The sequence below is a fragment of the Streptomyces sp. NBC_00873 genome (genome assembly GCF_045207415.1).
Lineage (GTDB): Bacteria > Actinomycetota > Actinomycetes > Streptomycetales > Streptomycetaceae > Streptomyces.
On record NZ_CP108803.1, the window covers coordinates 9,221,760 to 9,242,855 of the forward strand.

Genomic DNA, 21,096 nt, shown 5'->3' on the forward strand with positions numbered 1-21,096 from the left:
CCAGAAGCCCCTGACTCAGGTCACTGGCCGGTGACCGGCACGTCCCAGGACCGGGGTCGAGTGAGCGCCTGCCACTCGTCCCGGAGCAGGGCCATCACCGCGACGTCGTACCGGCGGCCCCGATGCAGGCAGGCGGAGCGGCGCACCCCCTCCCGGACGAACCCGGCCCTGGCCAGGACGCCGAGGGCCGCGGTGTTGGTGGTGTGGGTGACGGCCTGGACGCGGTGCATGGGCAGTTCACCGAAGGCGAGGTCGACCAGCGCGTCCACGGCGTCCGCGCCGTAGCCCTGGCCCCGGTGGTCGGGGTCCAGCATCAGCATGATTTCGGCTGTGCCGTCGACCATGTCCTGGTCTGTCAGGGCGATGTGGCCGATCGGCGTGCCGTCGGGGAGCAGGACGAGGAAGTCATCGCGGTGGTGCTCGTCGCGGTCACGCTCGATGCGCTCGCGCACGGCAGAGAGGGGACGCGGCCACATGCCGACCTCGTGGGCGGCCACGGGGTCGGCGCGCCAGACATGGACCAGCTCCGCGTCGTCGACGTCGAGCGGCGCGAAGGCGACGCCTCTACCCCGCCAGCAAATCTCCCGGGGCGATCCCGCGTCGCCCTCCGATTCCTCCCCGGCAACGCGCCCAGCCACAGCCTCTGCCACGTCCTCGATCATGGACGGATGCTACGGCCGCCGGGACCGGCGGACCAGTCAATTCTGTACCCGGACGGCCTTCTGCGGGCGGGACCCGAGTGACCTGAGTCAGAAGTTCTTCGCAAGATCGAGGATCACCAGAGGAAGATCACGCCGCGCAGAGAGAACCACCAAGGAATCTCTGACTCAGGCCAGTAGGTTCATCTCCGACATCCCGGCGAAGACCGTCACTGTCCTAACGGTGGGGGGCTTTCGTTGTGCCCGGCGGTGGCATCGGCGCCCGAGAGACGGGGCGAGCTCTCGCCGGACTGCTACCACCCTGCTACCTTGGCGGTATGAGCAGCCCGAAGAAGCAGACGCAGCTGCGGCTGGAGCCCGATGTGCTCGCCGCCGGCAAGGATGCCGCGGCCGCCCGCGGCCTCGACTTCAACCAGTACGTGCAGCGCCTCATCGTCGAGGACACCACCGGCGCCCGTGCGGCCGGTATGGCCGCAGCCCAGCGGCTCATCGACACCCACGGTGACTTCCTCGACCACCTGGAAGCCGACCTCGACGCGCAGCGCACCCCTGCCCGGCCCCCCCGGGGCGCCGCTGCGTGAGCATGTCCCTGCACGTCGATCTGTCCTGGGTCCTGGAAATCGCCCAACGTGCCGGCCACCGCGACCCCGCGCCCGACGACCTCGGTGTCCCGATCGCGGCCGTCGCCCGCCACCGGGCCGAACTGCTCGAACAGCCCGTGTACGGCGGCCCGTACGCCCGCGCCGCCGCCCTGGTGCACACCCTCGGCCGCTGCCGATGGCTCGAGCGCTCCAACCTGACCGTCGCCTGCGCCGCTGCCGTCATGTACCTCAACGCCAGCGGAATCCCGGCCGACCCGACCCGCGAGCAGCTCGCCGCCCTGGCCCGGGAGCTGTACGACCCGCGCTGCACTGCAGCCGGCATCGCCGACCAGCTGCGCAGCTGGCGTCCCTGAACCACTGGCATCCGCCCGGCGCTGCACGCCCGTGCCCGGCGCCGGGCGGCGTCATGTCTCCCGGGCTGGCCCCCGGTCGGAGCTCCGAGCGACCGGTGCGGCCCGTCCCGACTGGGGAGCTCGAGGGCATGTAATAGGGGTGCGGACAAGGAGTCCCAGGAGGTATCCATACTTGCCCTGCACCTGCTCCAGTCAGCCATGGTTCACGTCAACACGCTGCTGATGCAGCAGGTCCTCGCCGACTCGAAGTGGGCAGACACCGTTCCGCTTTCGCGTCCCGTTCGGTGACGGCTCTTTGGGGGGCCGGTCCGTTGTGGGTGGGCGGGTTCCCTCACGCCCCCGGTCACCTGGTCTGGCCTGGGCGGTCCGATGCCCCGCACGATCGCTCCGGTCGTGTGGGGGCGGTGCCGTCCGTCGCCGGATCGGGTGTCCGATCGCAACGCTCCGCACCGCTAAGGGCGGTCGGGTCTACGCCAGCCCGGCCGGACACCCCTTCTGCCTCCGGTCGGCCTGAGCTGCATAGCGTGTCTGCGCCTGCTGCTCTCTGCTGCCGCTCGTGCCCGGGCTGGCAGCAGAGAGCAGCAGTGTTCGGCGCTCGTCCTTACGGCGTGGTGGCAGTGTTCGCGTTGCGGATCAGCTGCCGGATGTTGGTCCGCGCGTCGGCCAGGTCGTCCTCGGTATCGCGGAGTTGCTCGGTCAGCTCCGCGACGCGCGCTCGGGCGTGCTTCAGATCGATCTGGAATCAGCGGCACCTGCTGCACGCCCTACGCGAGTTCGAGGACTTCTACAACTCCCATCGGCCCCATCAGGGCATCGAGAACACCCGCCCTCTGCACCCGTTGCCGGTCCCGATCAGCGATCAGGAGCAGATCGCTCGCCTCGACATACGGAGACGTGAACGGCTCGGCGGCATCCTCCACGAGTACCAACATGCCGCATGACCTGCGCGGATGAGGTTTTCGGTAGGCGCAACGGCCTAAACTGGGCTGCCTCCACCGTCCACCCCGGAATCGCTGGAACAACCGCGACGACGCGGTTGTAGGGCAAACCAGTTCCTTGAAGCCGTTTACTACGGTTCCGCTTGAAGTCGGACCCCATTCCGAACGAGTGAATTAGAGAGCGCAAAGAGCCTGACATCCGTCAGGATACTGAGTACGCGAATACATTGAAATGGAGATTTTTGACGATGGGTGAAGACTTAAGGAGCGAGCATGGCGGCGGCACAACAGGCCACTCCGATCACGCCTCAGGTGGCCATGACCCTGGCCGCGATCGCGGCAACTGGAGCGACTCCGCGTCCGTCGGGGGAGACCCTGCAAGCCCAGACCGAGCGGATCAAGCTCGGCATCTCCCGGCAGTTCTCCAACTCCCCCCTGACGAAAAACTGGACACCGACGTGGCTCGCGCTGAGCCCGGACAACGCGAACATGGCGTACATCGCCAAGAACAACGACGGCTCGAACCAGTTTGCCGTGGTCGTCCGCGGGACAATCGCCAGCGTGACCGACATTCTCGAAGACCTCGACGTCGGCACGGTGGTGCCGTTCACCGCCAGCGGGTCGACGTCCCCCATTTCCGTGTCGAAGGGGGCGATGGACGCCTTCACTCAGGTCGTCGACATGCGTTCGCTCAGCGCCAGCTCCAATCTCGTGCAGGCGCTCGCCGGCCTCTTGACGGGGATTCCGCAGCCGACGGTCTACGTAATCGGTCACAGCCTGGGTGGTTGCATCGCGACCATGGTCGCGCTGTACCTGAAGGCGCAGACCTGGCAGCAAAGCCAGCCTCAGTTCGGGGTGGTCACCTTCGCGGCACCCACCGCCGGTCTGCAGAGCTTCGCCGACTACCTCACCTCCCAGTTCGGGAGCATGAACCAGCGCTACGTCAACGCCTACGACGTGGTGCCGCTGGCCTGGGCCGATCTCCCCACCGCGGAGAGCTGGTACCCGGATCCCGGACCAGCGGCAACTCTCGAGGTGAAGGTGCTCCTCGGGTCGATCGCAGCTCTGCGCGGGAACAATGTCTACGTCCAGCCGGGCACTGCCGTCAGCAAGAACACCGACTACATGGTTCGCGACGACAATTTGGTCAAGGCCTCGGTTGAGGATTTCCTGGGCCAGGTCGCATTTCAGCATGCCAACTCCACCTACCTCAAACTGCTGGACGCGCCCGTCCTCTCCGGGCCGCCGGTGGTGACCGGCGTGATCCCCAGCTTCGGCGCATCGGGCACACAGGTCACTATCAAGGGCCGCGACTTCAGCAAGGATTGCAACGTCGACTTCGGCCCCGTCCCGTGCCAGAAACCACCCACGTTCAACCCTGACGGCACCATCACTGCCGAGGTGCCCGACGGGACCGGCATCGTCAACGTGTATGTCACCAACCCCCTGGGCACCTCCCCGGCCGTCCCGCTCGGGCAGTTCGCCTACGGCGGGCCCGAACCCGTGGTGGTCACCGGCATCACACCGGACAGGGGCAAGGCCAACGACTCGGTCACTATCTCCGGCGCGGGCTTCGCGAAAGGCGCCACCGTGCATTTCGGGAAGAACACCTCGCCATCCGTCCAGGTCGACTCGGACAAGATCGTCGCCAAAGCACCCCCGTCGGGCAAGCCTACGAGCACGACCGTGGACATCACCGTGACCGTGAACGGCTACTCGTCCCCCACCAGTCCAGCCGACGAGTTCACCTACACCGGGTGACACCGGAGTCGGTCAGCTCTGTGCGTGCCGAGAATCTCGTCCGCGCAGGTCATCCCGCTTGCGGCCGCGGCCAGTTGCCACGGCATGATGACCACTCGTGCTCCTGCGTCTCGCCTGTCCGACCGTGTCGAATGCGGGATCAACCGGTTCAAGAGGCACCGGGCGGTGGCCACCCGCTACGAGAAAAGCGAACAGGTGGCGGACCCCGTGCGGACGGGTGTAGGTCGCCCGGCGGCGGGGCCGGGGCTTGCGATCGGGATCCCTGTGCCGGCCGCCGCGTTCGGTCCATTGCCGACCGGGGTGGGGCTGGAGGTTGAGCGGCCCGAACTCGTCCATGTAGAAGACGACTTCGGGCTCGCCTTCCTCGGGTATGACCTCCCCGTCGGCGATCGCGTAGAGATGCTCGATGCGGGCCTTCTTGGCCGCGTAGTCGGGGTCGCGGGAGGTCTTCCAGGTCTTCACGCGTTGAAAGGAATCAACCCACCGACAAACGTAAGGAGACGCCTCCTCGCGGAGCAGGGCCCGAAGGCCCTCGTGGCTGATGTCGTCGACCACCCCCTCGGCGACCAGCTTGGCCAGACTCCAGGTCGAGAACGGCAGGCCGTGAGGTCAGCGATCTCGGCCACAAGAAGGAGGACGTCGGCCACGATCATCTGGCCGACGTCCTCGGGAAGTTCTGCACCCGCTGGGAGATCGGCGTGGAGAACCTGGCGAAGGACGCCACGCAGGTCTCCCAGCGCCTAAACGCGAGCGTGAAGGCCTACGGCCAGCTCGAAGGGCAGCTTGCCGGGCATCTGAGCGGCACGCTCAGCCGTGACAACGGCGAGGATCCGGGGCGAAGTGACGGCGAAGGACCTCGGACAGACGTGCGACCCGAAGGAGCTCGTACCGGACGACCCGGAGGCGATCACCTCGACCGCCGCCTGGCTGAAGAGCTACGGCGACACTCTGCACTCGACCGACGAGGGTCTCAAGCGAATCGACACCACCGACGGCTGGTCGGGAAAGGCCGGCGACGCGTTCCGGGCCGCTTTCAAGGGCGGGCCCCGGAAGTGGCTGGAGGCGGGCGACTGCTTCCACGACGCCGCCACCGCGCTGACCATCTACAAGTCGACCCTGGCGTGGGCGCAGGGACAGGGCGGGGACGCGATCCGGCAGTGGAACGGGGGGCGAGGCCGCGGTCCCCGCCCGCCGCCGACCCGACGAAGGACCCGCCATGACCGGCCACATCCCCACGCCCGCGCCCCGGCCCGGCCAGGACCCCGTGGCGCTCGTCCGTGCCGCCTTTGCCGCGCTGAACCGCCATGACCTCGACGCCTGCACCCGGCTGATGACGGAAGACTTCGCCATCAACATCGCGGGGATGCCCTTGCAGATGCGGGGACGCGACGCGTGGCGGCGGAACGCCGAGGTGCTGCGCGCCGCCTTCCCCGACTTTGAGGTCCGATGGACGACGTCTTCGGTCGGGCGACCGGGTCGGGGTGCGGCTGACGGTCCGGGGCACGCACCGCGGTGAGGTCCGGGGCTTCCCGGCCACCGGCCGGGTGGAGGTCGCTGATGGCCGTAGCCGTAGCCGCAGTCACGACGAAGCCGTTGAAGAAGAAGCGGCTGCCTGCCGGCAGCCGCGCGAATGGTACGAGTCCCACAACCACAACTGCAGCCTGAAGGACATGCGCCTGGCCATCGCTCTGCTCGACACGGGTGTCTACCGCGCCGAGCAGGCTCGTAACCGGCGGATATGCGCCACCGCCGCCCGGATCGGGAGCCACCCGCCGTCCAGCACCACGTGCCGACTGGTGCGTTCCCTCATCCGCGACGCGCACTGAGCCGGGCGACCGGCAGCCCGCACCGGGCCGCCGGTCGTCACTTGACGGGGCGTAGCCGGAGGTGGGCGACCCCGGGGAGGTCGATGACCCTGGTGGTCTCGAACTCGCGGGTATGGTCGCCTATCTCCTTGAACGGCCGCACTCCGAACAGCCGCACTCCACCGTCCAGCAGCACAGGGACCAGGTGGATCTGCAATTCGTCCCGGGTCTCGCGGCCCGGAGCCCGGAGCAGCGTTCGGGCTCGGCCGGTCATGGCCGGCCGGGCCCGGGCGGGAGGGGTCCCGCCGCCTCAGTGTGCTGCTACTGAGGTCAGAAGGTCAGCTTCCAGCTGTTGATGAATCCGCTGTCGCCGCTGAACATGTCCTGGACCTTGAGTTTCCATGTGCCGTTGGCGGTCTTCTTGGAGGCGTTCACGGTGTAGGTGGCGAGCACGTCGTCGGCCGAGTCGCTGATGTTGGAATCCTTCAGGCGGTACAGCGTGCCGTCAGGGGCCACCAGGTCGATGACCAGGTCACCGCGCCAGGTGTGCTTGATGTCCACGTCGACCTTGAGGGCACTCGGTGCCTTGCCGGCGATCCCGGTGACGTTGACGTCCGAGAAGACCGCGGCGCCCCCGTCCGGGATGGCGACGTCGGTGGTGTTCTCGAAGGTCTTGATCACGCTGACGACGTTCCAGGTGAACGTCGCGGTGGAGGAGGCGTTGGTCGAGTCCGTGACCGTGACCGTGACCGTGCTGGTGCCCAGCTTGGTGGGGGTGCCGGAGATCAGGCCGGTGGAGGCATTGAGCGACAGGCCGGCCGGCAGGCCGGTGGCCGTGTAGGTCAGCGCGCCCGGGTTGGTGCTGGTGGCCTGGATCTGCAGGCTCGCGGACTTATTGACCAGCGTGGTCTGGAGGCCGGGGTCGGTGACCGTCACGCCCTGGACGATGCGGCTGCCGACGTTGATGGCGGCCCAGGCGTTGGCGGTGTTGTTGTAGGTGTCGCTGCCGAGCCCGTACAGGTCGGCGGCCGCCTGCAGGGTGGCGGTGCGGGCGGCGGCGTAGTTGGTGGAGGAGGTCATGTAGGTCGACAGCGCGCGGTACCAGATCTTCGCGGCGGCGTCGCGGCCGATCCCGGTGACGGGCAGGCCGTCGGAGGTCGGGCTGTTGTAGCTCACGCCGTTGACGACCTTGGCGCCGCTGCCCTCGGAGGCCAGGTAGAACCAGTGGTTGGCCGGGCCGGAGGAGTAGTGGACGTCGATGCTGCCGATGCCCGAGTACCAGGCGTCCTTGGACCTGCCGTCCTTGCTCGGCTGGTCCATGTAGCGCAGCGGGGTGCCGTTGCTGTTGATGTCGATCTTCTCGCCGACCAGGTAGTCACCCGGGTCGGTCTCGGAGTTTACGTAGAACTCGACAGCCGCGGCCATGATGTCCGAGGTCGCCTCGTTGAGGCCGCCGGACTCGCCGCTGTAGATCAGGCCGGCGGTGTTGGAGGTGACGCCGTGGGTCATCTCGTGGGCGGCCACGTCGACGGCGGTCAGCGGCTTGGCGTTGGCCGAGCCGTCGCCGTAGGTCATGCAGAAGCAGGAGTCGGACCAGAACGCGTTGACGTAGGCGTTGCCGTAGTGCACGCGGGAGTAGGCGCCGACGCCGTCGTTCTTGATGCCGTTGCGGGCGTGGACGTCCTTGTAGTAGTCCCACGTGGCCTGGGCGCCGAACGCGGCGTCAACACCGGCGGTCTGACGGTCGCTCGGCAGGCCGTTGCCCCAGACGTCGTCCGCGTCGGTGAACAGCGTGCCGGTGCCGGACGTGCCGCCGTTCAGGTCGTACGTCTTGTGGCCGCCGCGGGTGCCGTCGGTCATCTCGTAGGTCGAGCCCGACAGCGTGGTGCCGAGGGTGACCTGGCCGTTGTACTGGCCGGTGCCGGTGCCGGTCTCGATGCCCTGGTACTCGAACAGCTTGGCACCGGTGGTGGCGTCGGCGATGACGTGCAGCTCGGACGGGGTGCCGTCGTGCTGCACGCCGCCGATCACGGACTCCCAGGCCAGCACGGGCTTGCCGGAGGCGGCCCAGACAACCTTGCGGACGGTGTCGGCCTTTGGGGCGGTGGTGCCCTTGGCCTTGGCGCGGCCGAGCGCGAAGGTCTTCACCGAGTCGGCGCTCTTCACGGCGGTGGTCGAGGCGACCTTCACCGTCGCCTTGGTCGCCTTGCTGACGCCCTTGACGGCGCCGTTCGCCGCCGCGTGGACGACGAGGTCCCCGCCGAGGACCGGCAGGCCCGCGAAGGTCCGCTCGTAGCGGGTGTGTACCGTGCCGTCGGCGTCCTTCAGGACGGACTTCACCAGCAGTTGCTCCTGGCTGCCCAGGCCCAGGGTCCTGGCGGTGGTGGCGACGGTGGCCTGCGCGTCGGCGAGCAGCGTGGCGCGTTCACTCGCGCTGAGCTGGACCTGCAGCGCGCCGGCCCGGACCTGCGCCTTGGGCGCGTCGGTCTGGGTGCCGGCGGTGGCGGACGTGGGGAGCGCAACGGCGATCATCGCGGCGCCCGCTATGAGCGCGCTCGCGACAACAGCCTTTCGGGGGGTCTTTCTCACGCGGAACTCCTTCTGCGGCGACCGGGGTTGCGGCCGGTGACAGCCCGGGCAGGGGGTGCTGCCCGAGTAGAGCTGGTGGTGCGGTGAGGAGGACATGACCGCAGCGGTGCGAGATCCCTGTGGGGAACGCCTAGCCCCATGCGGCCGGTCAAGAGCCTGCCATTGTCGACCTGTGCATGTCATCTCCCTGATGGTGTCAGGTTCCTGACATGCCGGATTCCGACAGCCCGGGTGACTCCCTCCGGTCCTGGCCGCCCCGCGCGGCGGTGCAGCGGCAGTATTCCGGCACCGCCGGATCTTCCGCACCGCCGCCCTGTGGGGCCCGGAAAGTCGCCTCCACGTCGGGCCAGCGCGGCGTGGGGCATCTACGGCGGCCACACGAGTCAGGAGCAGGCCTCGCGGGGTGGAACACCCAGGGCCAGACCTCCTGGGCTCCCAAGGGTCGGCTGCCCGACCACTCACTGGAAGGCTGCACCGCCGCGACCGAGAACGGACAGCCGGGTGTGGACGGTTCACCGGTTCGGGTATTCGCCTGCCGGGTGTGGGGCTCGGTTATTCATCGCTGCTGGCCAAAAGGCCACGGCCGGTGCGTGGGTCTGCGACCATGCTCGGGTGATCGTGTCGCTCCTGTACCAGGTGACCCGACGTCTTCTCTCCGTCCCAGCAGTGCTGTTACGACGAGACACAGCGAAAGACGTCAGTGGTCATAGGCGATCAGTGAGCGTAGGACGGGCTGTTCGGTGTGGTCGTTGTGCCAGATCGCGGCGGTCAGCGCGAGGATTCGCTGCATGACGCGGGCGATGACACCGCCGGGCGTGCGCCCTCGGTGCTGTTCGAGATCGAGTTGGCCCTTGAAGGTCTCGTTGACCGACTCGATGACCTGCCGCAACGGTTTGAACAGGGGAGCTCCGGGCCGTTCCGGCTCGCCCTTGCGGGTCGGCCGCAGCAGCCGGATGCCCTGTTCGGCGAGCTCGTCTTCGAAGCCCCGGCCGAAGTAGTTCTTGTCGCCGATGAGCGTCTGGGCAGGACGCGCGGCGACGAGGCCGGGTTCGGCGGAGAGGAGGTCCAGCAGGGTCTCGCGCTCGTCGGCCTTGGCCCCGGTCAGGGCGAACGCGACGGGCAGGCCCTGGAGGGTGCACACCAGGTGCAGCCGCAGGCCCCAGAAGAACCGGCTGTGACTGGCGCAGTACCCGTACTCGGCCCACCCGGCCAGGCCGGAACGCTTGACGGTCTCGCGTGAATGGCCGCATTCCACCGGCGTGAAGTCCACGATCCACACGTCGTCGCTCCACACCGAGGTGTCGGTGGCCAGTAGCCGGGTGCCCCGGCGGAGCAGCTCGGCGGCCTTGCGCAGCCGCTTGTTATAGCCGGGCTGCTTGGGCAGGTACGGGAAGAGATGTCGCAGGTGGGAGCCGGCGTGGCGGAGCCACCTGGCCTCGGAGGTAAAGCCGAGCATGGCCTGCATCATCGCCAGCGTGACCAGCTCGGCGTCGGTGAGCTGCGGGGCGATCCCCACGGCCGGCCGCCATGGCGCGAGATCCGGAGACGCCTTCAGCTGAGGGACGGTCCAGACCGCCTCATCCTCGACGTCCTGCCCGCGCTGGCTGACATCCGAACCCGTGTAAGAAGCCACATGCTGCGCGAACAGGGTGTTGATCGAGGAGAACGTCCGTTCCACGTGTCCCTTGGCCGGCCCGTTGCCCGGCGGCGCAGGCTGCAGCGAGATCCCCAACGACTCGCAGGCGGCCACGAATGAGGCGGAGATGAACACGTTGCCCTGGTCGACCACGACGGTCCGAGGAGTGATCACCGGACGAGCCGCCGCCCCCTCACACCGCGCGTCCACGCTCAGCAGCCGCTCGTACGGGATCACCGACCGTTCCATGGTGAGCACTTCGCGCCAGCCCGGTTGCATTGGCGCCGGTACCACCATCTGCGCCAGTAGCACGGCCGCATCCACGCTGCGCGTGCCCTTGGGACGCACTACGGCCGCGCAGATACTGCGGGTGGCCACATCAAGGGCGATGGTCAGCTCACAGCGCTCCACGACCCCGTCGTCCAGGACCGCGAACACGTCCAGCGGGGTGCTGTCCATCATCACCAATTCACCGGGTGCCATGGCGATGGTCGGGGTGAACGGGGGAGCGGGCCGCGCGGTGCGCCACCGGCGCTGCCGTGCGCTGCCCAGCAGCCCCTGCCCGTCGGCAAGGGCATGCACGAGCCGGTTGAACGTCGCCTGCGACGGCAGGGGCACCACCCCAGCTCCGTGCTGCTCGGCCAGCACCCGCTCCGTGTACACCCGCAACCGCCCGAACGTGCCGCTTGACCGCTCCCGCTGGCCCTCCAGTACTTGTACGACAGCGGCCACCACACGATCATCGGCCCGCCCCAGCGCCGTACGCGGCCGGGTGACCCGCTGGTCCACCAGCCCCCACACCCCGCGCTCCCGATATCGCGCTCGCATCCGCCGCACCGTCACCGCACTCGTACGCAGCCCCGCCGCCGTCAGCTCAGCGGCTTTGGCCTCCTCACGCTGCGCCAGGGTCTGTGAGACGGGGTCGTACTGCGGCCGCGGCTCACCCGCGTCATCCGGGCGGCCGGTTTCCACCTCCCGCACATGCCGCGCCCATGCCCAGGCCCGCTCCCGCACCGGAGCGGGCAGCGCCTCCAGCAGACCCAGCGGCGGCACCTTCACCGCTGCAGGGGCGTTCAGGACCTCGAAGCCGGGGTCGGCGAACAGCAAGGTCAGCAGCACCGGGGCGTACGCGGCTACTCACCAGTCGCCGTTACGCGGACATTCCGCGAGCGGTTCGCGGACATTCCGCGAGCAAACCGTGGATGGCGGACGAACCGACGACAAAGACTCGGGCGGCTCTCAAATCGTCGTGCCGAGTAGTCAACTCTGGCTGGAAGCAAGCGTCCGGGTCCTCGACCACGTCCCTATCCTGGGCGAGAGCCACGTCTGGAAGGTGCTGACTGACTACCAGGACCACTGCAACGGACACCGGGCGCAGCGATCCCGGCAGCAGCTACCGCCCAGCGCGACCGAGCAGCCCGCAATCGTGCACGACCTCGACGACCGAAGCCTGCTCCGCACCAGGGTCTTCGGCGGCATCATCAACGAGTATCGATACGCCGCGGGACATGCAACGACGACTTTTCGAGCCCCACAGGCCGGTGAACTGCCGCTGGCCACCACCGAGTATCCCGACGACGGCGCACGCCTCGAACTGCCCTCGACCTGGCTGGTCGTGGGCCGGGGCGAGTGACGACGAGGCGCGGGGCACACGGTGCCCGTCCTCGATCTCGAAGAGCCCCGTCGGGCGTCGGCGCGTGGGACGGCGCCCGACCGCTGCCTCGCGCCGTCGCCGGTTTGGCTCCGGACCGGAGTTCGTCACTCCTGCGGCACCGGCCGGCCTGTGAAGGCGTCCAGAAGGACACGGTCGCCGACCGGCCGGTCCAGCTGCACCGTCATCTCCTTGCTGAGCAGAACCGCGGCGCAGGGGCCGTCCTTCGTCCTGACGACGGATGCCGAAAGCACCACACTGCCGTCCGTCTCCAGCACGTCCACGGCAGGGCCTTCGTCGCAGGCTCCGTGTGTGGCCACCACCGTGACGGACCGGCCGTCGCCGGCCACCTCGGCCAATCCGCCGAGCGGCGCCAACTCGTCGGTGGGCACTTCCCCGGCCGGCCCGATCGGCGGCTGGGGGAGCTCCGAGGGGCTGAGGGCAACCCGCTTGAGAGGGGTGTCGTAGCCCTCCAACGTGAACAGCCAGGCCGGCACGGTCGCCGGGCCGCGGCTGGTGACCAGGGGCATGGAGCCCAGCTCTGCCCCGGTCACGCTGAGATGCGGTCCGTCGCCGCCTCCGCCGGCCATGGCCTCGAAGGCCTCCCGCGACCCCATGAGGGGCAGCGTGAGCGAGCCCCCGCTCTCCCACTTCACCCGCCCGTCCTTCCGCGAGGTGGTGGGCAGTTCGCCGCGCAGGACGAAGTTCTGCGCCCCGTAGGCGCGTTTGTCGGCGTCGTTGCGGAACGCGCCTTCGGGTAGCTGGACCGTCTCCCCCATCGGGTAGTAGCCCTCGGCCCACGACTCGGCGGCCCTGGAGCCGTCCCAGGCATCGGCGACCTGGCGGGCGCGGTCCTGCGGATCCGGCGCCGGATCGGTGCCGCGGACCTGCGCGCCGCGGCCTCCGCCTGCCGTCTCGTTGCCGCAGCCGGTGACGGTTCCGACGGTGAACAGGGCGAGTACGACGAGCAGACCAGCCGTGCGTGTGGTGTTTATGCGCATGGGTCCCCCCGGGGAGCGGCGGTGACGAGTGGAGGCTGTGCGCCGTACCGCCTCTGTGACGTTCCGGCCCCCGGCCGGGTTCCTCGGTGGCGGCGTAGGTTCCGTACGCCTCCACCGGCGTCACGACCCGTGTGCACGTGGGACGGCGCCTGGGATCAGTGGAACGCCCAGGACAGGATCAGGCCCTGGCTGCTGTTTCTGAAGGGGGATGCCGCCGCTGTCATGACCTCCGTACTACGGGACCACGCAGACTCCGCGCGGCACTTTCAGCAGCGTGGCTGACGACCGGACCGCCGACCCACGCATACACCAAGCCGTACGTGAGAGTGCTGCACCACGGGCGGACCAACACCTGTAAGGCGCATGCCACCGTGCTCGATCACCTGCTGTACCCCCGCCTGACCGCGCTCGACGTGTGTGCCAAGGCCAGCGGACCGGCGGCAGGCAGCCCTCCGAGACGCCGCGGTTCGGTGTGATGACAGCAGGAGCCGGGTAGGACGCGCGGCAAGGCGAACCGGGGATGCCAGGGGGGTGGGGCCGGTGGCTGGGGGTCGGCGGCGTAAGTACGGGACGGTCCGTCAGAGTGGAGGGCGTCTGGCACCGGAGCATCGCACTGGCCGGGCACCGGTGCAGGTGCTGATCTTGAGGGTCGGCTGCGTGATCTGCGGTTCGGGGAAGATCCGGATCGCAGCCTCGGGTGCCGAGTGCGAGGCCTGCTACCAGCGGCGCCGAGCTCGCAGCGCCCGCCGGACACGACTGCGCCGGGACGCAGCCGGTCAGCCTACGGGGCGCCTGATCGCCGACCGGACCCAGGCGGCGGACCGCATGCGTCGCTGCAGGTCGTAGGGGGTGTGGTGGCGCTCAGGGTCGCGTGGGACGATGCCGCGGGTGATTGTCTCGCTGGTCTGTCGGGTGACGAGGAAGCTGTTGTCGGTCCCGGTGTTGCTGCTGCGTCGGCAGGTGGCCAAGGACGCCGAACTTCTTGTCCTGCGGCACGAGAACGCGGTGCTGCGCAGGTAACTTGCAGGTCCGGTGCGCTACGAGCCGGCGGACCGGCTGTGGTTCGCGGCGTTGTCCTCGCTGATACCCCGGCGTCGTTGGGCGCAGGTGTTCCCGGTGACTCCGGGTACCGTGCTGGCGTGGCATCGAAGGCTCGTGGCGCGCCGGTGGGACTACAGCAAGCGCCGGAGCAGGCCCGGCCGGCCACCGACCACGAAGGCGATCAAAGAGCTGGTGCTGCGGCTGGCCGCGGAGAATCCGCGTTGGGGGTGTCGCAGCATCCAAGGCGAGCTCGCGCGGCTCGGGCATCGGGTCGGAGCCTCCACGGTCTGGGAGATCTTGACTGTTGCCGGAGTAGGCCCTGCTCCCCATAGGGGTGGGCCGACGTGGCGAGAGTTCCTGACGGCGCAGGCCGACGGCGTCATCGCCTGCGACTTCCTGCACATCGACCTGGTCGATCTTCGCCGGGTCTACGCGCTGGTCTTCCTCGAGCACGGCACGCGCCGCCTGCACATCGCGCATCCGACCGCGCAGTGGACGGTCCAGCAAGCCGGCAACCTCGCCGTCGACCTGTGCCTGCGCTTGGAGTCGCTGCGCTTCTTGGTCCGCGACCGGGACCGCAAGTACACCGAGTCCTTCGACGCGGTCTTCGCGTCCGAGGGCATCGAGACCCTGAAGACGGCGCCGCGGGCCCCACAGATGAACGCGCACTGCGAAAGGGTCATCGGGACACTCGGCGCGAGGCCCTCGACCACCTGCTGATCCTGAACGAAGCCCACGCTCGACGCGTGCTCGACGTCTACGCCTTCCACTACAACGGCCATCGCCCCCACCAGGCCCGGGGACACCTTCCTCCCCTCGCCCAGGAGCACCCGGCGCCCTCGACCGACTTGACCGCGCATCGACTCCTCCGCACCCGAGTGCTGGGCGGCGTCATCAACGAGTACAGATACGCGGCTTGACCAGCAGCGATGAGTTTCTGAACGGCACAGGGTGGCGACCAAGCTGCGCTGGCAGCTGTCCGCCGACATGGCCGAACTGCAAGCGGTGCGCACCTTCGCTGATGGACCGTGCCAGGACATTGTCGTTGAGTACGTCCCGCCGCTTAGCGGCGGCCGCCGTTCCATTCGGGTCAGCCAACGGCCGCGCCGCACGCGGCAACAGCGGGGGCCGGTCAGTGTGGAAGGTGGAGCCCGCCCGGGAGCCCTTCGCACGTCGACCGGGCGGGCCGTGCCCCGCTGCCCAGACTTCTGCCCGAGGAGTCAGGTGACAGTCCAGCCGTGCAGCTGGCGGGCGATCCGGGCGACACCGAGCGCCCCGGAGGCGGCGTCCCGAACGAGTGCGAGGGCTGCTTTGGGCGGGTAGTCGAGCCGGTGTCCGTTGAGGGCGAGGTAGGCCTCGGCGGAGTGCCAGGCGAATGCTTCGTTGGAATGCTCCAGGCAAGGCAACTTCGCCAGGGTCTGGAGGAGGGCTGCTGCTTTGAGGTGCAGGGAGCCGTAGATGGCACGGTCCATGGCTTGGGCGTTGACGCGCGCGACCGCGGCATAGAGGGGGCCGTAGTCGTCGACCTGGGGGTCGCCGTCGAGGAGCTCGGCGGCGTGCAGCAGGTAGGTGACGTCGAGCGGGTGGATCGGCTCGGGCTGGGTCACGCGGCGTGGCCCTGCCCCTGCTGCTCGAACTCGCGCGCCTGCTGCTCAGCGGCACGCTGCTCCGCGGTGGCGTCGATGCTGCTGGGCTCGGCGGCGAACGCGGCGCCGCTGCGAGCCATCGATTCCTTGAAACTGTCCAGGAACCTGTGCTCGATGGCGGTGGCGCGGGCGTAGGCGGCGGACAGGATGTACTCCTGCATGCTGACCCCTTCCTGCTTTGCGGCGGCCGCGATGGCGGCCCGCTGCTCGGGATCGGGGAAGCGTAGGTTCATGGCCTTGGGCTCCGACATGGTATCCATGGTACCAGCGGTACCAACTCAGTGCCCAGACCTCCGCCATCTGCTACCCCGGGAGCCGTGAAACTCGGCTGCCTGGAGAAGCTCGGCTTGACCAGTCGCAACGGATGGCACTCGCGCTCCTGCCGACTCACCGATAGCGACAGGAGCGGAACGGTCGGCACCCATACCTCCGGTTTGCGCTCAGCTCGCCGTCGCTCAGGTGGCCGAGCGCCTGCAGGTGGGTGCTTGGTTTCGAGCGCGACAGGAACAGGTAGCGGTACCAACGCAGCAGTTCAAGACGTTACTCGTTGCTCCAGTAGGCCAGCCTGGTTTTCCCTCCCCCATGACCGTGTTGGCGGGGTCGCTGGAGTGCGGGCCGCAGTCGCCCGGTTCAGGATGCTTGTAGGCGGCCTGGAACTTCTGCAGCATGGCGTAGTCGAGGTCAAGCGGCGCGGCGTAGAAGATCCCAAACGTGCGTAGGTGCTGCAGGATCGTGCGAATCTCTTTGGGCTCGAGATCGTCGCGGATGTCGCTGGCCTCGTCGTAGCTTTGGAGCCCTTCCGCCGCGGACCTCGGGCCCGTGGCCTGGAACGCGATCCTGCGAGCCGCTCACGGAGAGCAGTTCTTCACCTACGCACCCGTGATCGTCTTCCCCGTCAGCCGGCAGGACACCGGCTCCGGCGTCTTCACCCTCGCCGCCGCGGCCCGGCCGCTACGAACTGGTGTGCAACGAACCCGGCCACTACGCCGCTGGCATGTACGCCGAGCTCGATGTGACCGGCCGGTAGAGGCCACCGCCCGCGGGATCCGGGGCCGCCCGCTACGGCGTACGCCAGATGCCAGAGCGGCGCCCAGGGGCTTGGAGCGAGCCTCCAGCCATCGTCAGCACCGGCGACGTCTTCCAGCGGCCCTGCGACCGGCGCGCTCCAGCTCTGGAGCGGGGTCCTGTAGTTGCCAGGCGGATCCTGATGTTGACGCCTTCCGAGGCAGGGGTTGTGCTGGAAGAGGGGTACACCCCGAGTGAAAGGCATGCCCATGAGCCGTGACCAATCCCTGGTCGACGCCGACTGGGTGCAGCAGCACGTGGACGACGCGAGCATGGTGATCGCCGAGGTCGACGAGGATGTGAGCGCCTACGACGCCGGTCACATCCCGGGCGCGGTGAAGCTGGACTGGAAGAACGATCTGCAGGATCCGGTCCGCCGCGATTTCGTGGACCAGAAGCGCTTTGAGGAGCTGATGTCGGAGCGCGGCATCACGCCCGACCACACCGTTGTCCTGTACGGCGGCAACAACAACTGGTTCGCCGCTTATGCCTACTGGTACTTCAAGGTCTACGGGCACGAGCGCGTGCGCCTGCTCGACGGCGGTCGCAAAATCTGGGAACTGCAGTTGCGGCCGCTCACCGACGAGGTGCCGCAGCGACCGAGGACCGGCTACACCGCCAAGGAGCCGGACTACTCGATCCGGGCTTTCCGTGACGAGGTGCTGGCCTCGGTCGGGCAGCAGAACCAGAACCTGATCGACGTCCGCTCCCCCCAGGAGTTCTCAGGTGAGCTGCTGGCCCCCGCCCATTTGCCGCAGGAGCAGGCACAGCGCGGTGGTCACATCCCCGGTGCCAGAAACGTCCCCTGGTCCAAGGCGGCCAACGACGACGGCACCTTCAAGACAGACGAGGAACTCCGGGCGCTCTACCTCGACGCAGGCGTCGACTTTGACCGCGACACCATCGCCTACTGCCGGATCGGCGAGCGCAGCGCCCACACCTGGTTCGTCTTCCACGAACTGCTCGACCACCCCAACGTGAAGAACTACGACGGCTCGTGGACCGAGTACGGCTCGATGGTCGGCGTTCCGATCGAGAAGTGACCCCGCCGGAAGCATAGGCGGGGCTGCGCGAGACGGATCAGAGATGACCGCGACACCCGTGGATCCCAAACCCACCACCCGAACCGTCGTGACCGGCCGCGTCCAGGTCGCCGACGGGCCGGCCGCGGGCGTCTGGGTCCGGCTGCTCGATCCGGCAGGGGAGTTCGTCGGTGAGGCAGTCACCTCCGCGATTGGGGAATTCCGCTTCTACGTGCCCCCGGGGCACTGGGTGCTGCGGGCGCTCTCGCCGCGTGGTGTCACGGAGATGCCGGTCGAGGCGGAGCCGGGCCGGGCCACCCAGGCCGAGCTGCGGCTCTCCGAGCGGCTGCCCGATAGCGTGGAGATCATCCAGATCTCCACGCTCAGCCTCGGGAACCGCAGCTACCTGATCACGGACGGGTCGGTCGCGGTCGCCGTGGACCCGCAACGTGACCTGGAGCGCGTCACCAGTGTGCTCGAGGACCGCGGCCTGCGGCTCGACACGGTCGTGGAGACCCACCTGCACAACGACTATGTGACAGGCGGTCTGGAGCTCGCCCGCCGCTGCCAGGCGGCTTACGCGGTGCCAGCCGGGCCGCCCCTTGGCTTCGACGCCGTCCGGGTCGGCGACGGCGACCAACTGACGGCCGGGAAGCTGCGGATCCAGGTGATCGCCACACCCGGGCACACCGACCACCACCTCGCCTACGCCTTCGCGCCCGCCGACGGGGCGCCTCGGCTGGTATGCACCGGCGGCTCCCTGTTGTACGGCACCACGGGCCGTACCGACCTCATGGATGCAGACCTGGCCGAGCCGCTCGCCCACCAGCAGTACCGATCAGTGCGCCACCTGGCCGAGGTACTACCCGACGACACTGTCATCCTGCCGACCCACGGCTTCGGCAGCTTCTGCGCCGCGACGACCGTCGGCGCGGTCCAACGCTCCACCATCGGCCGCGAGCGGGCCGTGAACCCTGTCTTCAGCCAAACCGAAGACGCCTTCGTGACCGGGACACTGACGGGTCTGGAGCCCTGCCCCGCGTACTACCGCCGGATGGCGCCGATCAACGCTGCCGGGCCGCCGCCCCGCGCCTCGCTCCCCGGGCCAAGGCTTGCGGATCCGGCCGAACTGGCCGACCGGATCACAGCGGGCGAGTGGGTGGTCGACGTGCGTCCGCGAGCCGACTACGCGCCGGTCCATCTGCCGGGCACGGTCAACTTCGACGCCTCCGGATCCCTTGCCACCTACCTCGGCTGGCTGGTGCCGTTCGACGCCCCCGTCACCCTGCTGGCCGCCGACCACAACGAGTTGCAGGCAGCCCGCATCGAGCTGCTGCGGATCGGCTTCGACCATCTTGCGGCTGCCGCCGTCGGAAACCCGCTCGAATGGGTCGGCCCACAAGAGCTGGCCTCCTACCCGCGATCCGACTTCGCCACCCTCGCCACTGTCCGGCCCGGGCGACAGGTGGAGGTCCTGGACGTCCGCAGTGACCGCGAGTGGCGCTCCGGCCACCTGCCCGGCGCCCGTCACATCCCGCTGCCCGAACTGCCCAATGCCATCGTGTCCCTGCCGGAGGCCGAGCACTGGGTGCACTGCCGCAGCGGCTTCCGGGCCGCGATCGCCGCCTCGCTGCTCGCCGCCGTCGGACACCAGGTCGTCCTCATTGACGACACCGTCGAGCACGCGCGCCCCGTGGTGCAGGAGGGTTAGCGCACAGAGGTTCGAGACCGAGTCCGGCTGAGGTCGGCAGGCCACTCCGTTGGGCAGCGCCCCATCGGCTCCCCGGGGGCATCGATGCGGCGGCGGCATGGGGTGGAGGCGTGCCACGCGGCCGCGGCGCAGGGGCCGAGGTAGGGCATCATCCCGGGCGCGTCGACCTCAACCACGGTGACGCTGCGGCCCGGCCGCTCCGAACTGGTGTGCAACGAACCCGGCCGGTGGCGTCCACGCCCGCGGGATCCGGGGCGCTGCACGCCCTGCGCGTGCGCCGAGCCCACGCCCCGGCCCCGGCGCTCGGTGAGACCGGTGCCGCGCTCCCGGTGCCCCCGCTAACCCCGATGCGGCAGGCTGGACCCCGGACTCCTCCCAGCACCGCTCCCACCACAACGCAACGAAAGGTGCATCCCACGTCCCACACCAGTGACGGCGACGAGCGGCTGGTTCCAGCCTTGGCCTGACCATCGTGCGCGCCGTCGCCGTCACCCATGGCGGCATCGCATTCGCTCGCAACCGGCCCTGCGGCGGCGCCGTCATCGGCTTCACGGCCCCTCCGCCGGCGCCGAGCACTCCCGTACGCCGGCCGATGCTCACCCCGCGTCCCTGCGCTCGTGACTGGCGTGTCCTCCCCGTGGAACCCTCGGCCGAGGCCGGGTCACAGCACCTTGCGGCGCACCAGGAGAGCCAGCACCAGCAGCCCCGGGACCAACGGCAGCCAAACCGTCAGCAGCCGGTAGCCGAGGACGACCGTCGCGGCTGCGCCGCCCGGGATCCCGGCCGTGACCAGAGCCAGGGCGAGCGCGGCATCCAGGGAACCGATACCGCCGGGGGTGGGCAGCAGGACGGCGGCACTGCTCGCCGCCAGGTACGCCAGGGCGACCCGGGCGGCGGGCAGCGGCATATCGAGGGCCTGGGTGACGGCGTACACGACGAGGGCATGCGATGCGGCGAAGGCGAGCGAGCCGGCCCACAACGCCGCCGCTCGCGCCGGGCGTTCGTGCACCGCCCTCACCTGCGCGAGCGCCGTCTGGAGCAGGCCGCGGATCCGGGTGCGCAGCAGACGGGCGAGGAGTGCAATGGTCGCCGCGGCGGACACGAGGAGCATGGCGGGGATGCCTGCGGGAAGGTGCGGCAGGCGGAGGATGCCGGGGCAGGCCACGCTGAGCCCGGTGATCAGGGCGGCGCGCGAGGTGGCGCTCGCGGTGGCCTTCAGGGCGAGGGCGGTCGCTGTGTCGGTGGGGGTGAGTCCGCAGCGGGTCAAAAAGCGCCAGTTGACCGCGCCCGCGCCGACTCCGGCGGGCAGGACGTGGTTGGCGGCGGACGCGGCGAACTGGGCTGCCACCAGCCGTCCGGCGGGCAGTGGTTCGGTGACCGTGCCCTGCTGGGCGAGGGCCGCGCAGCCCCACGTCAATGCGGCGGCGGTGGCCGCTACGAGCAGCCAGCCGCGGTCGGCGGCGGCCAACTCCTGCGCCCCGGTGTCGATGACCGTCCAGTGCCGGGCCGCGAGCACGGCCGCGACGAGCAGGACGAGCAGCGTGGCCGCGGTGTGCCAGGAGGCCCGCCTTCCCGAGATGACGGGTGCGTCGGACGGTGTGGTCATCGGCGTCCGC

At 69.3% G+C, this 21,096-nt stretch carries 19 protein-coding genes and 3 pseudogenes; 12 read left to right on the top strand and 10 right to left on the bottom strand.

Going from position 1 to position 21,096, the window contains the following annotated elements:
• Positions 1-20: 20 nt before the first annotated feature.
• A complete protein-coding gene (locus OH809_RS42890) occupies positions 21-662 on the bottom strand; it encodes a GNAT family N-acetyltransferase (protein WP_406415407.1) in 642 nt (213 codons plus the stop codon).
• A gap of 314 nt (positions 663-976) precedes the next feature.
• Between OH809_RS42890 and OH809_RS42895 the strand changes: the two genes are divergently transcribed.
• The 3 genes from OH809_RS42895 to OH809_RS42905 all read left to right on the top strand — a co-directional run bounded on the left by OH809_RS42895 (position 977) and on the right by OH809_RS42905 (position 1,902).
• Positions 977-1,240, top strand: a complete 264-nt coding sequence (locus tag OH809_RS42895; RefSeq protein WP_406415405.1) for a hypothetical protein — start codon at positions 977-979, stop codon at positions 1,238-1,240.
• A 2-nt stretch (positions 1,241-1,242) separates the two neighbouring features.
• Positions 1,243-1,614 (top strand): fic family toxin-antitoxin system, toxin component, encoded by a 372-nt coding sequence (locus OH809_RS42900; RefSeq protein ID WP_406424642.1) that lies wholly within the window; start codon positions 1,243-1,245, stop codon positions 1,612-1,614.
• Between the two features lie 111 nt (positions 1,615-1,725).
• Positions 1,726-1,902, top strand: a complete 177-nt coding sequence (locus tag OH809_RS42905) for a Tn3 family transposase (protein ID WP_406425444.1) — start codon at positions 1,726-1,728, stop codon at positions 1,900-1,902.
• Positions 1,903-2,378: 476 nt separating this feature from the next.
• On the opposite strand, the gene OH809_RS42910 is transcribed toward OH809_RS42905, so the two are convergent.
• Positions 2,379-2,546: a hypothetical protein gene (locus tag OH809_RS42910; protein WP_406415403.1), complete on the bottom strand. Its 168-nt coding sequence runs from the start codon at positions 2,544-2,546 to the stop codon at positions 2,379-2,381.
• 279 nt (positions 2,547-2,825) lie between these two features.
• Between OH809_RS42910 and OH809_RS42915 the strand changes: the two genes are divergently transcribed.
• A complete protein-coding gene (locus OH809_RS42915; RefSeq protein ID WP_406415402.1) occupies positions 2,826-4,313 on the top strand; it encodes a lipase family protein in 1,488 nt (495 codons plus the stop codon).
• Positions 4,314-4,499: 186 nt separating this feature from the next.
• On the opposite strand, the pseudogene OH809_RS42920 reads toward OH809_RS42915, so the two are convergent.
• A pseudogene (locus OH809_RS42920) lies at positions 4,500-4,913 on the bottom strand (IS630 family transposase); the annotation flags it as partial.
• 213 nt (positions 4,914-5,126) lie between these two features.
• Between OH809_RS42920 and OH809_RS42925 the strand changes: the two are divergent.
• From OH809_RS42925 to OH809_RS42935, 3 genes and pseudogenes are all read left to right on the top strand, one after another.
• Positions 5,127-5,621, top strand: coding sequence for a putative T7SS-secreted protein (locus OH809_RS42925; RefSeq protein WP_406415400.1), 495 nt, complete (start codon positions 5,127-5,129; stop codon positions 5,619-5,621).
• A gap of 22 nt (positions 5,622-5,643) precedes the next feature.
• On the top strand, positions 5,644-5,829 hold the full coding sequence (locus OH809_RS42930) for a hypothetical protein (RefSeq protein WP_406425446.1): 186 nt from the start codon (positions 5,644-5,646) through the stop codon (positions 5,827-5,829).
• Positions 5,830-5,870: 41 nt separating this feature from the next.
• A pseudogene (locus tag OH809_RS42935) lies at positions 5,871-6,139 on the top strand (hypothetical protein).
• Between the two features lie 37 nt (positions 6,140-6,176).
• Here OH809_RS42935 and OH809_RS42940 read toward each other — a convergent pair.
• The 3 genes from OH809_RS42940 to OH809_RS42950 all read right to left on the bottom strand — a co-directional run bounded on the left by OH809_RS42940 (position 6,177) and on the right by OH809_RS42950 (position 10,262).
• Entirely contained in the window at positions 6,177-6,392 is a 216-nt protein-coding gene (locus OH809_RS42940) for a hypothetical protein (RefSeq protein ID WP_406415397.1), read from the bottom strand.
• 56 nt (positions 6,393-6,448) lie between these two features.
• Entirely contained in the window at positions 6,449-8,707 is a 2,259-nt protein-coding gene (locus OH809_RS42945) for a M4 family metallopeptidase (protein WP_406415395.1), read from the bottom strand.
• A gap of 697 nt (positions 8,708-9,404) precedes the next feature.
• Positions 9,405-10,262 (bottom strand): IS982 family transposase, encoded by an 858-nt coding sequence (locus tag OH809_RS42950; RefSeq protein WP_406424638.1) that lies wholly within the window; start codon positions 10,260-10,262, stop codon positions 9,405-9,407.
• 1,279 nt (positions 10,263-11,541) lie between these two features.
• Between OH809_RS42950 and OH809_RS42955 the strand changes: the two genes are divergently transcribed.
• Entirely contained in the window at positions 11,542-11,976 is a 435-nt protein-coding gene (locus tag OH809_RS42955; protein WP_406415393.1) for a hypothetical protein, read from the top strand.
• Positions 11,977-12,101: 125 nt separating this feature from the next.
• On the opposite strand, the gene OH809_RS42960 is transcribed toward OH809_RS42955, so the two are convergent.
• Positions 12,102-12,995, bottom strand: a complete 894-nt coding sequence (locus OH809_RS42960; RefSeq protein WP_406415391.1) for a hypothetical protein — start codon at positions 12,993-12,995, stop codon at positions 12,102-12,104.
• An 888-nt stretch (positions 12,996-13,883) separates the two neighbouring features.
• Here OH809_RS42960 and OH809_RS42965 point away from each other — a divergent pair.
• The gene (locus tag OH809_RS42965) at positions 13,884-14,015 is read left to right on the top strand and encodes a hypothetical protein (protein ID WP_406415390.1); all 132 of its coding nucleotides are present in this window, start codon (positions 13,884-13,886) and stop codon (positions 14,013-14,015) included.
• A 12-nt stretch (positions 14,016-14,027) separates the two neighbouring features.
• Positions 14,028-14,956 (top strand): annotated as a pseudogene (locus OH809_RS42970) (integrase core domain-containing protein).
• Between the two features lie 300 nt (positions 14,957-15,256).
• Here the strand turns inward: OH809_RS42970 and OH809_RS42975 are convergent.
• Both OH809_RS42975 and OH809_RS42980 read right to left on the bottom strand, forming a co-directional pair.
• Positions 15,257-15,643, bottom strand: coding sequence for a fic family toxin-antitoxin system, toxin component (locus OH809_RS42975; RefSeq protein WP_406415388.1), 387 nt, complete (start codon positions 15,641-15,643; stop codon positions 15,257-15,259).
• Positions 15,640-15,942 carry a DUF1778 domain-containing protein gene (locus OH809_RS42980; protein WP_406415387.1) on the bottom strand — a complete coding sequence of 101 codons (303 nt, stop codon included), beginning with the start codon at positions 15,940-15,942 and terminating at the stop codon, positions 15,640-15,642. The genes OH809_RS42975 and OH809_RS42980 overlap by 4 nt, the downstream gene beginning before the upstream one ends.
• Positions 15,943-16,956: 1,014 nt before the next feature.
• Between OH809_RS42980 and OH809_RS42985 the strand changes: the two genes are divergently transcribed.
• Positions 16,957-17,790 carry a sulfurtransferase gene (locus OH809_RS42985; RefSeq protein ID WP_406415385.1) on the top strand — a complete coding sequence of 278 codons (834 nt, stop codon included), beginning with the start codon at positions 16,957-16,959 and terminating at the stop codon, positions 17,788-17,790.
• A 43-nt stretch (positions 17,791-17,833) separates the two neighbouring features.
• The gene (locus tag OH809_RS42990) at positions 17,834-19,480 is read left to right on the top strand and encodes a DUF1416 domain-containing protein (RefSeq protein ID WP_406415383.1); all 1,647 of its coding nucleotides are present in this window, start codon (positions 17,834-17,836) and stop codon (positions 19,478-19,480) included.
• Between the two features lie 661 nt (positions 19,481-20,141).
• Here OH809_RS42990 and OH809_RS42995 read toward each other — a convergent pair.
• Positions 20,142-21,086 carry a lysylphosphatidylglycerol synthase domain-containing protein gene (locus OH809_RS42995; RefSeq protein WP_406415381.1) on the bottom strand — a complete coding sequence of 315 codons (945 nt, stop codon included), beginning with the start codon at positions 21,084-21,086 and terminating at the stop codon, positions 20,142-20,144.
• Positions 21,087-21,096 lie beyond the last annotated feature (10 nt).

What these genes read in the sequence shown, in the direction of transcription:
- OH809_RS42895 (WP_406415405.1), top strand. Translation starts at nt 977, where the DNA reads ATGAGCAGCCCGAAGAAGCAGACGCAGCTGCGGCTGGAGCCCGATGTG.
- OH809_RS42900 (WP_406424642.1), top strand. Translation starts at nt 1,243, where the DNA reads ATGTCCCTGCACGTCGATCTGTCCTGGGTCCTGGAAATCGCCCAACGT.
- OH809_RS42890 (WP_406415407.1), bottom strand. Translation starts at nt 662, where the DNA reads ATGATCGAGGACGTGGCAGAGGCTGTGGCTGGGCGCGTTGCCGGGGAG.
- OH809_RS42910 (WP_406415403.1), bottom strand. Translation starts at nt 2,546, where the DNA reads ATGTTGGTACTCGTGGAGGATGCCGCCGAGCCGTTCACGTCTCCGTAT.
- OH809_RS42940 (WP_406415397.1), bottom strand. Translation starts at nt 6,392, where the DNA reads ATGACCGGCCGAGCCCGAACGCTGCTCCGGGCTCCGGGCCGCGAGACC.
- OH809_RS42995 (WP_406415381.1), bottom strand. Translation starts at nt 21,086, where the DNA reads ATGACCACACCGTCCGACGCACCCGTCATCTCGGGAAGGCGGGCCTCC.
- OH809_RS42915 (WP_406415402.1), top strand. Translation starts at nt 2,826, where the DNA reads ATGGCGGCGGCACAACAGGCCACTCCGATCACGCCTCAGGTGGCCATG.
- OH809_RS42930 (WP_406425446.1), top strand. Translation starts at nt 5,644, where the DNA reads ATGACGGAAGACTTCGCCATCAACATCGCGGGGATGCCCTTGCAGATG.
- OH809_RS42990 (WP_406415383.1), top strand. Translation starts at nt 17,834, where the DNA reads ATGACCGCGACACCCGTGGATCCCAAACCCACCACCCGAACCGTCGTG.
- OH809_RS42985 (WP_406415385.1), top strand. Translation starts at nt 16,957, where the DNA reads ATGAGCCGTGACCAATCCCTGGTCGACGCCGACTGGGTGCAGCAGCAC.
- OH809_RS42960 (WP_406415391.1), bottom strand. Translation starts at nt 12,995, where the DNA reads ATGCGCATAAACACCACACGCACGGCTGGTCTGCTCGTCGTACTCGCC.
- OH809_RS42980 (WP_406415387.1), bottom strand. Translation starts at nt 15,942, where the DNA reads ATGGATACCATGTCGGAGCCCAAGGCCATGAACCTACGCTTCCCCGAT.